This window comes from Labilithrix luteola, assembly GCF_001263205.1.
In the GTDB taxonomy this organism is placed as follows: Bacteria; Myxococcota_A; Polyangia; order Polyangiales; family Polyangiaceae; genus Labilithrix; species Labilithrix luteola.
This window is the reverse complement of record NZ_CP012333.1, coordinates 6,708,577-6,721,020: the sequence shown is the minus strand read 5'-3', so window position 1 is coordinate 6,721,020 and position 12,444 is coordinate 6,708,577. Positions and strand designations below refer to the sequence as shown.

11 protein-coding genes are annotated in these 12,444 nt (G+C 67.6%); 6 read left to right on the top strand and 5 right to left on the bottom strand.

What is annotated here, in order from left to right; all coding sequences use genetic code 11:
• Positions 1-19: 19 nt before the first annotated feature.
• The 3 genes from AKJ09_RS29190 (at position 20) to AKJ09_RS29180 (ending at position 2,292) form a co-directional block, all read left to right on the top strand.
• Positions 20-463, top strand: a complete 444-nt coding sequence (locus AKJ09_RS29190) for a VOC family protein (protein ID WP_146651144.1) — start codon at positions 20-22, stop codon at positions 461-463.
• 145 nt (positions 464-608) lie between these two features.
• On the top strand, positions 609-1,805 hold the full coding sequence (locus tag AKJ09_RS29185) for an SUMF1/EgtB/PvdO family nonheme iron enzyme (RefSeq protein ID WP_146651143.1): 1,197 nt from the start codon (positions 609-611) through the stop codon (positions 1,803-1,805).
• A complete protein-coding gene (locus AKJ09_RS29180; protein ID WP_338035053.1) occupies positions 1,783-2,292 on the top strand; it encodes an SUMF1/EgtB/PvdO family nonheme iron enzyme in 510 nt (169 codons plus the stop codon). Before AKJ09_RS29185 ends, AKJ09_RS29180 begins: the two co-directional genes overlap by 23 nt.
• Positions 2,293-2,311: 19 nt before the next feature.
• Here AKJ09_RS29180 and nusG read toward each other — a convergent pair whose 3' ends face one another.
• Complete coding sequence (gene nusG, locus AKJ09_RS29175; RefSeq protein WP_146651141.1) at positions 2,312-3,619, bottom strand: transcription termination/antitermination protein NusG; 1,308 nt, start codon at positions 3,617-3,619, stop codon at positions 2,312-2,314.
• Between the two features lie 550 nt (positions 3,620-4,169).
• Between nusG and AKJ09_RS29170 the strand changes: the two genes are divergently transcribed.
• The gene (locus AKJ09_RS29170; RefSeq protein WP_240488623.1) at positions 4,170-5,435 is read left to right on the top strand and encodes a sigma-70 family RNA polymerase sigma factor; all 1,266 of its coding nucleotides are present in this window, start codon (positions 4,170-4,172) and stop codon (positions 5,433-5,435) included.
• A 4-nt stretch (positions 5,436-5,439) separates the two neighbouring features.
• Complete coding sequence (rsmI, locus tag AKJ09_RS29165; RefSeq protein WP_146651140.1) at positions 5,440-6,273, top strand: 16S rRNA (cytidine(1402)-2'-O)-methyltransferase; 834 nt, start codon at positions 5,440-5,442, stop codon at positions 6,271-6,273.
• Here rsmI and AKJ09_RS29160 read toward each other — a convergent pair.
• Positions 6,234-6,815 carry a CDP-alcohol phosphatidyltransferase family protein gene (locus tag AKJ09_RS29160; protein ID WP_169927963.1) on the bottom strand — a complete coding sequence of 194 codons (582 nt, stop codon included), beginning with the start codon at positions 6,813-6,815 and terminating at the stop codon, positions 6,234-6,236. The genes rsmI and AKJ09_RS29160 overlap by 40 nt on opposite strands.
• Before the next feature lie 157 nt (positions 6,816-6,972).
• On the opposite strand from AKJ09_RS29160, the gene AKJ09_RS29155 reads away from it, so the two are divergent.
• On the top strand, positions 6,973-7,965 hold the full coding sequence (locus AKJ09_RS29155) for a hypothetical protein (protein WP_146651138.1): 993 nt from the start codon (positions 6,973-6,975) through the stop codon (positions 7,963-7,965).
• A 4-nt stretch (positions 7,966-7,969) separates the two neighbouring features.
• Here the strand turns inward: AKJ09_RS29155 and AKJ09_RS29150 are convergent, their stop codons facing one another.
• From AKJ09_RS29150 to AKJ09_RS29140, 3 genes are all read right to left on the bottom strand, one after another.
• The gene (locus tag AKJ09_RS29150) at positions 7,970-8,665 is read right to left on the bottom strand and encodes a glutaredoxin family protein (protein ID WP_240488622.1); all 696 of its coding nucleotides are present in this window, start codon (positions 8,663-8,665) and stop codon (positions 7,970-7,972) included.
• A 108-nt stretch (positions 8,666-8,773) separates the two neighbouring features.
• A complete protein-coding gene (locus AKJ09_RS29145) occupies positions 8,774-10,726 on the bottom strand; it encodes an ABC-F family ATP-binding cassette domain-containing protein (RefSeq protein ID WP_146651137.1) in 1,953 nt (650 codons plus the stop codon).
• A gap of 41 nt (positions 10,727-10,767) precedes the next feature.
• Positions 10,768-12,069 carry a FliI/YscN family ATPase gene (locus AKJ09_RS29140; RefSeq protein WP_146651136.1) on the bottom strand — a complete coding sequence of 434 codons (1,302 nt, stop codon included), beginning with the start codon at positions 12,067-12,069 and terminating at the stop codon, positions 10,768-10,770.
• Positions 12,070-12,444 lie beyond the last annotated feature (375 nt).

The window sequence follows — 12,444 nt, the reverse complement described above, 5'->3', positions numbered from 1 at the left end:
CGTTCGAGGAGACAACGTCATGGCCATCCACGAAGTGTTTTCGTACCTGCGCGTGAAGAATGCCGGCGCCGCCATCGAGTTCTACAAGAAGGCGTTCGGCGTCACGGAGAAGTTCCGGCTGACCGAGCCGAGCGGGCGCATCGGCCACGCCGAGCTCGACTTCGGCGGAACCACGGTGATGGTTTCCGAGGAGTACCCCGAATACGGCATCGTCGGCCCGCAGTCCCTCGGTGGAACCGGCGTCGGCATCCATCTCCACGTCGACGATTGCGATGCGCTCATCGCACGCGCGGTCGAAGCCGGCGCGACCATCGTGCGCAAACCGCAAGATCATTTCTACGGCGAGCGCTCCGGAACCGTCCGCGATCCGTTCGGCCACGAGTGGCTCATCGGTCACGAGATCGAGAAGCTCACGCCCGCCGAAATGCAACGGCGCTACACCGATCTCATGAAGGGCGCCTGACGGTCCCGACGCCGACCTCTTTCGCTCGAGAAGTGTCGCCCTCACCGATTGCGCTGCAGCGCCTTTCGAGTGCGGAATCGAAGCAACACCGCGTCCTCACGACGATTCGCGTTGCCAGCCAAGGGACTTGTGGTACCGCCTCGGAATGAAGGCGCGTTTTTCCGCCTTTCTCGAACGATGGGTCGAGTTGCGAGCGACAGCGCTTGCGGCGATGGCGTTGCCTTTGTCTCTGGCGGCCGTCGTCGGCTGCGAAAGCGACGCCCCGGCGCCGTATCCGCATACGACGGTCGAAGTCAGTACGGACTTGCCAATCCCCGCCATCGTGAGCCACCTGCGCATCGACGTCTTCGACGCGTCGGGCGCGTGGCGTCAGAGTCGTCAATTCGCGCTCCGCGATAGGAGTGATTACCCAGCATCGTTCGTCGCGTCGCTCGACACGGAAGGTGCGACCGGTGAAGTCTTCGTGCGGCTGCGTCTGTATCCCGACGGCGCCGAGCGCGACTACCTCGGTGAGCGCTTTCGGCCCACCGTTCCCGACGACGCGGCGCCCGATTACGTCGAGCCCGACGTCGAAGCTGATGGCCAACCGCGGCTGATCGTCGACGGCGCCGACGTCACACCTCCCACCGAACCTACCCCCGCCGTCACCGTCGATCGGCTCCTTCGCGTGACGATCGGTGGCGGCGCGCCGGATCGGTTGGCCGTCACGCTGCGCGGCGCGTGCATGGGCCGCATGGCGAGCCTCGCCGAAGCTTCGAGCTGCATCGACTCCGAGCAACCGTGGGCGCCCGCCTCGGCGACCTCCGACGCCGACGGAGCGCGCGCATCCACGGTCTCGACGATCGCGAGCGGGCTCGGCGCCGAAGATCCGCCCTCGCGCGACGGCGCCGTGCCGATCCGCGGTGGCGTCTTCCTTCTCGGAGGCAATGGTCTCGCGGTCGGCAACTACACGAACCTCGTCGTCAGCTCGTCACCACCTCGCCTTGCGCTCGTCCACTCGTTCGCGATGGATCGCGACGAGGTGTCCGTGCGCCGTCTCCGAGAGGCCTTGCACAGAGGCTTCGAGCCGTCCCTCGTGGTGCGCGCGAACGACGCGCCGCTCGGGTCGGACGAGAGCTCGCCTACTGCACTTTGCACATATCGAAACGAGCCAGATCCGAACGACCCCGAACGTGAGACGATGCCCGCCACTTGCATCGCATGGGACTTGGCCTCGGAGTTCTGCGGCTTCGAGGGCGGCGCGTTGCCGACCGAAGCGCAATGGGAGCGCGCCGTGTCCCAGAAGATGCAACCGACGGGCAGATTCTCGTGCGGACGACATCTGCAAGAAGCGCGGAGCTGATCTGCCGACCGTCGCGCAGCTCGAGTACCTCGCATCGAACTTCGGTCGTTCGACGTTCTTGTGGGGTGACGAAGCGCCGGCATGCGACGAGGCGATCGCAGGCCGAGCCGTCGGCGTTCTCCATGGCGACGGTTCGTGCGTGAAGGACCCGAACGGCGCGTTCTTGCCTCTGTCGGCCGAGACACTCGCCTCGACACGTGACGTGCTCGATGTCGACGGCTCGAGCGTCTACGGCCTCGCGTCGAATCTGGCCGAGTGGACGCGCGATGGTCTCACGCCACCGACCGCCGCGTGTCAGGGCTCGGGAAGCGGCATTCTCCGCGATCCCGAGTGCCCCTCCGATGTGTCGGACAGCGTCATCATCCACGGTGGTGCGTTCAGCATGCCGCCCGCCGAGACGGCCGCGAGCATCCGAGCGGCGGTTCATCGGACGGCCACACGCGTGGACGTGGGCTTCCGCTGCACACGCCCGAACATCCCCCTCTGAGCGCCGAGCTCGTCTGAGGTCAGCGCGAGCGCGTCGTTCGTGGACGGCGGTGCGAGCTCGAAAGGATCGGGCGCGTTCCCTCGGTGCTTGCGACGAGATCTTTCAACTCGACGGTGGCCGCGAGAAGCCCCAGACGCACCCGCGCGCGACCTTTGGCATCGAGCTCCTCGACCACGCCGAGCTTGTTCGCGAACGGTCCGGCGAGGACACGGACGCGCGTTCCTTTCTCGATGGGGATGCGTGGATCGATTTCCGTCGCGAGAAGCGGTCGAGCCCCTCGCGCCCGAAGCGATGTCGGCAGCACCGGACGCCGCGCAGGAAACGCGCGGCTCACGTCCTTCGCTCCGCGTTCTTCGTCGCGCAGCTCGGAGGCGTCCGGGGCACGACGCGAAACGGGCGTCTCGCGCTCGGCCATGGAGATGGGACGCCGCGTGTCTTCGCGCTCGCGACGGGTGCCCTCGGTACGCACCGGGCCCTTTCGCACGTCGCGACGCTTGCGTGCACGGCGCTCTTCGCGTGCACGTTCACGCATCTCTTCGCGCGGTCGCCCCGCACGCCATGCACCGCGCCGGCTTGCGCGAATGAGGTCGTTGTCGGGCGCCCACGCGACGAGCCGATATGCGTGCGCGAGAACGACGAGGGCATCGGCCAGCTGCTCGTCGAGCTCGTTCGAGTGGGCGAGCGCGACTTCGCGTTTGACGCTCCACCCGATCCACAGCGGCCGGCGATTGCGCTGGCTGTCGTCGAGCAGCGCGCGAATGTCGTCGGCATTCGCGCTGGTCGCGCGCGGAAAACTCGGCACGCCGATGACACCGATGGCGAACTCCTCGGGCAAGGTCTCGAAGAGGGTGACGAGTTCGAGGAGGTCGGTGGGATCGGCGATGCGCGCGCGGAGGTTTTTGACGTCCGCCTCGGCCTCCGGACAGAATTCGAGGCTCACCTCGACGTGCACGCTGTCGATGGTGAGAGCGAGATACGCATGGGAACGGAGGGGGTCGAGCTCCGGCTCCACGCGCGGCACGTCCGGACGCGCAAAGGCGTCGCGAATGAAGACGACCCGCTGGGCGATGGCCCGCGGCCCACGCGAGGTCAGATGTTGCTCCACCTCGTCCGGCACGACGACCTCGAAGGAAATGCCGAGCTGGTCGAGCCGCGGAGCCAGGCCGCGAGCCCAGTGCTCCATCCGCTCGCGCAGCGCACGTCGCTGGGTCGAGGCCGCAGGTGGCCGAGCACCCTGACTCGTACGAGGCTGGGGGGTCGGCTCCAGGAACGCGTCGAAATCCGCGCTGGTGAGGAGCAGTGCGCCTGTCGACGCAGACCTTTCCACGACGAGCCAGAATAAAGACCCCGCTACGCCTGTCAACGCGTCCTAGCTCGAGCTGGGCCTCACAATTGCTTGAAATCTGGCAGCGTTGGCATCAATAGCGCATCGCGTCATGCGCAAACGCGGTCCTTCGCCTGCCCTCGCCTGCCCTCGCCTGCCCTCGCCTGCCCTCGCCTGCCCTCGCCCCTTCGCGCGCGCCACAGCCCGTCTCGACTCGCCTCAGCTCGCGTCAGGTCGCGTCGGCTCGTCCCGATGCGTCCGACCGCGTCCCGCCGTCTTCCGCCTCCGACGACCGCGCTCGACCGGATCGCTGGCCCTCGCGACGCGCGGCCAGGGGAATGCATCGGACTCAAGAGGTGTTGGGCTTCCCGGCGGTAGGGCGACCGATCGCGTCGGTCCCTCGCTCGTCGGATCCGCCTGCTCCCCTCCCCTTTCCTGCTCCCCTGGCCCGCCGCCACGAGCGCGACACTCACTGCACATCATGAGGAAAACCAAGATGACCGCCCAGGAGGACGCGCTGACTCGAACTAGAAACCGTGGTAGACCGCGGAACGTGCCTCGATCGCCCAAGACCGCCACCACGTCGTCTGCCGCACGAAAGGGCAAGAAGGCGGCCAAGGCCTCGGAAAACACCGACGAAATCTTGGTTGCGGACGTGTCCGAAGGCGCCGAGCAAGACGACCAGGAGCAGGTGTCCGGAACGGACGCTCGCGGTGCCGGGACGCGCACGCGTGCGCGTGCTGCGCGGGGCCGTGGATCCGAAACGCCGAGCTCCGCGGGCGCTGGTGAAGCCGACGGTGAGGAGGGCGAAGAGCCCGAGGGCGATGACGGCGGCCTTGACGCAAGCGCGGACGGGGACAGCGACGACGACGTCTTTGCCGAGCCTGCCGACGGCGACGTCGACGTGGAAGAACCGGCCAGCAGCGCTCCGCTCTCGGCGCCCGTCAGCGGCACGTCGATGGAGCGGCTCGACCCGATGGCCGCCTACCTCAGGGAGATTCAGCGGCATCCGCTGCTGACGCCCGAGGAAACGCACGAACTCGCCGTGAAGTTCGTCGAGTCGCAAGACCCGCAGGTCGCTGCGCGGCTCGTGACGGCGAACCTGCGTCTCGTCGTGAAGATCGCGTACGAGTACCGCCGCGCCTACAAGAACATCATGGACCTCGTGCAGGAGGGCAACATCGGCCTCATGCAGGCGGTCAAACGCTACGACCCATACCGCGGCGTGAAGCTCTCGAGCTACGCGGCGTGGTGGATCCGCGCGTACATCCTGCGGTTCATCCTGAACAACTGGCGTCTCGTCAAACTCGGGACGACGCAGGCGCAGCGCAAGCTGTTCTTCAATCTTCGCAAGAAGCGGAACGAGCTCCAGGCCATGGGGATCGATCCGACGAACGCGGAGATCGCCAAGCAGCTCAACGTCCCCGAGAGCGACGTCGCCGAGATGGACGTCCGCCTCGCGCAGAGCGAGAAGTCGCTCGACGCGCCCGTGGGCGACGCGGACGGCCGCGCCATCGCGAAGGTCGACATGATCCCCAGCGTGGGCGCAGGTCCCGAGGCCGCGATGGCGGACGAGGAACTGCAGGCCCTCGTGAAGGACAAGCTCGCCGAGTTCCGCAAGACGCTCACCGGCAAAGACAAGGACCTGGCGATCTTCGATCTCCGCCTCGTCTCCGACGATCCGCTCACGCTGCAAGACCTCGGTGACCGCTTCGGCATCTCGCGCGAACGCGTTCGCCAGCTCGAACAGCGCCTCCTCGCCCGCCTCCGCGACTACTTGAAGCGCGAGATGGGCGACGCCACGGAAACGCTGGGCTGAGCGGGTGCTCTACGTCGTCGCCACGCCGATCGGCAACCTCGGCGACGTCACCGTGCGTGCGATCGACGTCTTGAAGAGCGTCGATCGCATCGCTGCGGAGGACACGCGACGCACGCGGCAGCTGCTCAGCCACCTTGGCATCGTCGGTAAACCCGTCGACTCGTTGCACGAGCATTCGAGCGCCCGCGACGTCGAGCGGCTCGTCGAGCATCTACAGGCGGGACAGTCCATCGCCCTCGTCACCGACGCGGGCACGCCCGCCGTGAGCGATCCCGGCGAAGCCCTCGTGAAGGCCTCGATCGCCGCGGGCGTGCGCGTCGTTCCCCTGCCCGGCCCGAGCGCCGTGCTCGCGGCTCTCGTCGCCAGCGGCCTCGCGAGCGGCTCAGGCTTTCGCTTCGTGGGGTTCCTTCCGCGTGAGGGCACGGAGCGGCGCGCGGCCATCGCGCTCGTGTGCGAGACGCCCGAACCGGTGATTCTCTACGAGTCGCCGGAACGCACGAAGGCTACGCTACGCGACCTCGCCGACGCGATGCCGGAACGCCCAGCTTGCGTCGCACGCGAGCTGACGAAGATGCACGAGGAGATCGTGCGTGGTCCATTGAGCGACCTCGCCGAGAAAGACGGCTGGCGTGGAGAGATCGCCATCGTGCTCGGCGCGTGGTCGCCCGCCTCCCATGCCGAGTCGATCGGCGAAGCGGAGATCGACGCCCGCATCGATCGCGAGCTGGAAGGCGGAACGCATGCGAAGGCCGTCGCCGAACGCATCGCCGCCTGGAGCGGACGACCCAAGCGCGAGATCTACGAGCGCGTCGTTCGCAGGAAATCGTCTTCGCGCTGACGCGTGATGCGGAGCTCACGGCGCCAGTACGAGGCCCCCGCGAGCGCGCCGAGAGCAGCGGTGGTTCCGAGGAGCGGCGCTCGCTTGCGGACGCCAAGAAGGATCGCCACGACGGTGAGGAGCTCGAAGGCCGTCGCAATCTTCCCGAGCGTATTTGCCTTGTGGTCGGTGTCTTCGGGCTCCGACTTGCGCCTCGCGTAGACCAGGAGCGCGAGCGGCAGCTCGGCGAGCTCACGCGTGGCGAGGAGCAGCGCCGTCTTGGGAGACAACTTGCGCCGCTCGACGAGCGTACCGAGCACCATTGCCGCGAAAGCCTTGTCGGCAACGCCGTCGACGACGGCCCCGATGGCCGTCGCTTGGCCGAGGCGACGAGCGAAAAACCCGTCCAGCACGTCCGTGAGGCCAGCCAGCGCAACGACGGCGAGCCCGAAGCGCGCCCGCTCGCGGCGTGCCGCAAACGGAAACGCCGCCGCCAACGGCAGGCGCAGGGCGCTCAGCAAGTTGGGCAGGAGGAGCAAATCGCGCGAGCGGTAGGCAGACACGACAAGGCCAGGGCTTGCAGCAAACGCACCAACGTTTCGGCCTGATCCGACGATCCAGGGAGGGGCGAGCCCCACAGAAAGGCGTCGTCAGCTCGGCAATGAGCAAGTTCGCGCTATAAAAGTAGGAATGAACGGGCGGGGGCGGGCGGATGGGCTGGTGTCACGAGCCGTGATCAGCAGCGCCGTGGCACTCGTGCTCGTGCTCGCCGCCTGCAACAGCATCACGGGCGCGAACGACTACGAGATCGGAGCCGGCCCCGTCACGCCAGAGCGTGCCGACGCGAGCAGCGAGACCCCGCTGGGACAAGACGCTGGCGACGGTGCGGACGGCGCGACCGAACCACCTCCCGAGCCTCGGCCGGTGTGCGGCGCACAGAAGGTCTGCATGCCGATCGACTCCGGTTGGACGCCGGTCGTCGTTCTCGCGAACGGCCAGACGCTGTGTCCGACCACCTACCCCACGAAAGATGCGCGCAAGGCCACGCCTACGGGCGTCGACACGTGCGGTTGCAGCTGCTCACGCAAGAATGGCTCGTGCGCGGGCGACGTGCGCATCGACTACGGCCCCGTCACGTGCTCCGCCGGAAACTTCACGCTCTCACTTCCAGGTGACGGTACGTGCACGAGCGCGGACTTCAGCCAAGTCAACGCGAGCGTGAAATTCACGCCGTTGCCGACGAACCCTCCGACGGCCTGCAACACGCCCGTCGTCACGCCCGATCTCCAGCCCCCCAGCGACGTGGTGGTGTGTGGCGGCGCGCCGACGACCGACACAGCGGGTTGCGACGCCGCTCAGGCGTGTGTTCCGGCAGCCGATAGCGCGGGCAAGAATTGCATCATGCACGACGGCGAGTTTGCGTGCCCCAAAGGCTTCCGCAGGCGCACCACGACCGGCACCGGCGTGACCGACTCGCGATCCTGCGGATCCTGCACGTGCGCCCCGGACAACTGTGCCGGCGGCAAACTCGAATGGTTCGCCATGGCGGGCTGCCCCGTCTCCTTCGGCTTCCTCTCGACCGCGTGCGCCTTCGGCTCGCCGAGCACGCGCAGCGTGAAATACACCGCCGGCGAGGGCTGCGGCGTGTCGACTCCGCCGGACGTCACGGGCTCGCTCACCTTCGAGAGCCCACAGACGCTCTGCTGTCCTTGAGCGCTCAGTTGACGACGGCGAGCGCGCGTTCGATGGCGCCCTCGTCGAAGCCGACGAGGATCTTGCCGCGCACGTCGATCACCGGAATCGAGCCACCGCGCATCCCCACCTTCGAGAGCTTGGCTCGCATCTCCCGCGCAGCCCCCGAGTCCTGCTCGATGTCCTTCTCGACGAACGCAACGCCCTTACGCTTGAAGAACGCCTGCGCCTGGTGGCATGGGCCACACCAAGAAGCGCCGTAGATCACGACAGGCGAGCGCGCGGCTTCCGCTGCCGAGCCGGTGGGAGCTGCCTGCGGCGAGAGCACTCCGCCGTGTGCTGCGCGTCGCGAGACGGCGAGCTTCTCGAACTCCTCGCGAGATGCGACACGAACCGGGTAGTGGCCGTCGGCGCCTGAGTTCCTCAGGTCGACGAGGAACAGGCGCCCGCCGGAGGGCTCCTCGCGGGACGGATCAACCACGCGAACCATTTCGCGCGCGGTGGCCGGAACCGACTCCACCTTTTGCTCGACGTGGAACTCGCCCTTGTCGTCGACCCACGTGAGAAGCAGGCCCGCACTCGTCTCGGTCACCGTCGGAGGAGTCTCGTCGACAGCGACACCTTCGGGACTCTTGCGGCACGCGGTGACGCCAACGACGCCGACGACGAAAGCAACGACGACCAGCGCCAGTCCGAGAGCTCTTCCGATGCGCGAAACCACCACTAGCGAGTTTGCGATGGCTCCGGCACGGCGACAAGTCCGGCGTACGGTGCCCTCGCGCTTACCGTGCCCCTGAGCTCGCGCCGACTGCCCTCGTCTAGCCCGCGTTCAGGCCCCGAGAACGGCCGACAGCTTGGTCCACTCGTCGACCAGACTGTCGACGCGGCGGGCAAGCGCACGCTCTTCGGAGGCCATTTTCGCCAGCTTCTCCCAGTTTCCGGCCGGATCCTCCCGAAGGAGCGCCCGAAGCTCGGCCAGCTGCTTCTCGCCGGCGCCAATGAGCTCTTCCAGGTCCTTGACGCGCCGCTGCTGCTTCTCGCGATCCCGGGATGCTTGCTTCTGGGCCTGGTGCTGCTGCCCCTTCTTCGCGGCAGGCTCGCTCGAAGCGGTCGGCTGGGCCTTTGCGGCGGTCGGCGGCTTCTTGGGTTCGGCCTTTCGCGGGCGGGCCTCCTCCTCGCGTGCGCGCTGGACGGACACGAAGTCGGAAAAGCCGCCGGGGTACACATCGACCTTGCCGTCGCGCACGCTCACGATGCGCGTGGTCACCGTCTCGAGGAACCGACGGTCGTGCGAGACGAGGACCACCGTGCCCTCGAACGACGCGAGAGCCTCCTCGAGGATCTCGGCGGCTGGGATGTCGAGGTGGTTCGTGGGCTCGTCGAGGAAGAGGAGGTTCTTCGGCTCGAGAAGAAGCTTCGCGAGCGCGAGACGTGAGCGCTCACCGCCCGAGAAGCCAGCGACGACGCGCAGGGGGTCATCACCCCAGAAACGAAACCTCGCGAGATACTGACGTGCGGCTTCCACGGTGAAGTCGCCGCGAACGCTACGCACCTCCTCAGCCGCGGTCTTCTTGGGGTCGACCTGCCCGAGGTGCTGATCGAAGTAACCCTCTTTCAAGTTCGTACCGCGCCGCACCGAGCCGCCATCGAGATCGGGGTTGCCGCGCCCGGCGAGAATTTTGAGGAGCGTCGACTTGCCGGCGCCGTTCGGGCCGACGATGCCGATGCGCTCACCACGGCGCACGAGCAGATCGACGCCCTCGAAGAGACCCCGGCCGCCGCGACGCGCATTGAGTCCGTTCGCCTCGAGGACGATCTCGCCGGAACGCGGCGCGGGCGCGAAGCGGAAGGCAATGCGCTCGGCGACCGCCCAGACGTCCTCCGGACGCTCGACCCGTTCGAGCTTGTCGAGCATCTTGCGGCGGCTCTGCGCCTGCTTGCTCTTCTGGCCCGCGATGTTCTTGCGGATGAAGTCCTCGGTCTTGGCGACGAAGGCCTGCTGTCGCTCGAGGATGGCGCGCTCGCGCGCGAGATCTTCTTCGCGAGCCTCGGCATAGGCGCTGTAGGGAAGCGGATACACACGCAGCCCGCGTGTGCCGAGCTCCATCGTGTTCGGGGCGACGGCATCGAGAAACGCGCGGTCGTGCGAGACGACGAGGACGGCGCCGCGATAGCCCTTGAGCCACCCTTCGAGCCACGCGATCGTGTCGAGGTCGAGGTGGTTCGTGGGCTCGTCGAGCATGAGCAAATCGGGCTCCTGCGCGAGGATGACGCCGAGATGCAGACGGCCGCGTTCGCCTCCCGAAAGCGACGTGACGGGGCGTGCGAGATCGTCGTTCGAGAAGCCTAGCTTCGCGGCGATGGCCGCCACGCGGTGCTCGAGCTCGTCGCCGCGTGCGACGTGATACCGGTCGGTGACGTGGGCGAGATGCTCGAGGGCTCGAGCGTCGCCGCTTGCGGCATCATGCTGCGCGCGGACGAGCTCCTCGCGAAGCTCGACGACTTCGCGGAAGCCGGAGAGGAACGCGGAGAGCACGTCGCCTTTCGCGGCGACCTCGTGGGACTGACGGTAGTAGCCCACGGTGACGTCCTTCTTGACGACGACCTCGCCGGCATCCGGCTCGATTTCCTTGGCTAGCAGCCGCAGCAGGGTCGACTTGCCGGCGCCGTTCGGCGCGACGAGGGACGCGTGTTCGCCGAGCGCGAGCGTGAACGTCACCCCTTCGAAGAGGGTGTCACCCGCATAGCCGAAGCGCAAATCGGCGACCTGGAGAACCGTCATGAGCGCGCGGTATAGCCGCTGAGGCGCGCCAGGTCACGCGGTCAAGCGATGACCTTCTGGAGCATCGCCACCGTGTCCTCGAAGGCGACACGTTCGTGCGGAGACTGACGCAGAAACTGCTCGATTTTCGGCATACGCGCGATGGCTTCGTCGAGCTCCTTGTCGCTGCCCTTGGCGTACGCGCCGAGCATGACGAGATCGCGCTTGGCCTCGTAGTGAGCGACGAGCGAGCGAAGCTTCCTCGCCGCGTCGCGGTGGGCCGGTTGAACGACGGCGTCCATGACGCGGGAGAGCGATACGGTCGGCTCGACGGCGGGATAGCGACCACGCGCGCCGATGGTTCGATCGAGCACGACGTGGCCATCGAGAATGCCGCGCACTTCGTCGGCGATCGGCTCGTCCATGTCCCCGCCTTCGACGAGCACCGTGTAGATGGCCGTGATCGAGCCACGCGATCCCTGCCCGGACCGCTCGAGCAGGCGCGGCAGCATCGCAAACACGCTCGGCGGATAGCCTCGACGTGCCGGCGGTTCGCCTGCCGCGAGACCGACCTCGCGTTGCGCACGGGCGAACCGCGTGACCGAATCGACCAGGAGCATCACGCTCTTGCCTTGATCGCGGAAGTACTCCGCATAGGCCGTGGCGACCTGCGCTGCGCGGAGGCGCTCGAGAGCCGCAACGTCGCTCGTGGCGACGACCACCACGCTTCGCGCCCGCCCTTCGGCGCCGAGCGCGTGCTCGAGGAACTCGCCGACTTCGCGTCCACGCTCACCGACGAGCGCAACGACGACGACCTCGGCCGACGTACCTCGAGCGATGGCGCCGAGCAGCGTGCTCTTGCCGACGCCCGAACCGGCGAAGAGGCCGACACGCTGTCCTTCGCCCATGGTGAGCAAGCCATCGAGCACGCGCACGCCCGTCGCGAGCGGCTTCGACACCGGACGCCGCACGAGCGCCCCTTCCGGGTCGCGATCGACGGGAACGAAGATGCCGTCGATGGAACCTTGTCCATCGATGGGTCGACCGAGTCCATCGACCACACGCCCGAGGAGAGCATCCGATGCGCGAACGGTGAAGCCTCCGCCCGTCGCCTCGACTTCGTCATCGGGACCGACGCCGGTGAGAGCGCCGAGCGGCATGCCCACGGCTTCGCCTCGATCGAAGCCGACGACCTCGCACGCAAGGGGCTCACCGCGCCGCCGAACCGACACGACGTCGCCGACGCGCACACCGGGCATGCTGAAACGAAGACTCAAGCCCGTCACAGAAATCACGCGGCCCGTCGCGCGAAGGGCCGGAGTCGCTGCGAGTTTTGCCTTGAGTGCGTCGAGCGAAGTGCTCACGCACCCAAGCCTACCCGAGCTTCGTGCTTCGTCGGAACAACGCTGCAGGATGGATCGCGTTCCGCTCCCGCGAGGGTGGATTGCCTTCCGCTCCCGCGAGGATGGATTGCCTTCCGCTCCCGCGCGGGTGGATTGCCTTCCGCTCCCGCGCGGATGGATTGCCTTCCGCTCCCGCGAGGGTGGATTGCCTTCCGCTCCCGCGCGGGTGGATTGCCTTCCGCTCCCGCGCGGGTGGATTGCCTTCCGCTCCCGCGAGGATGGATTGCCTTCCGCTCCCGCGAGGATGGATTGCCTTCCGCTCCCGCGCGGGTGGATTGCGCCCTCATCCCCCGCCCTTCTCCCTAAGGGAGAAGGGAGGAGAACCTTCGCCGTAAA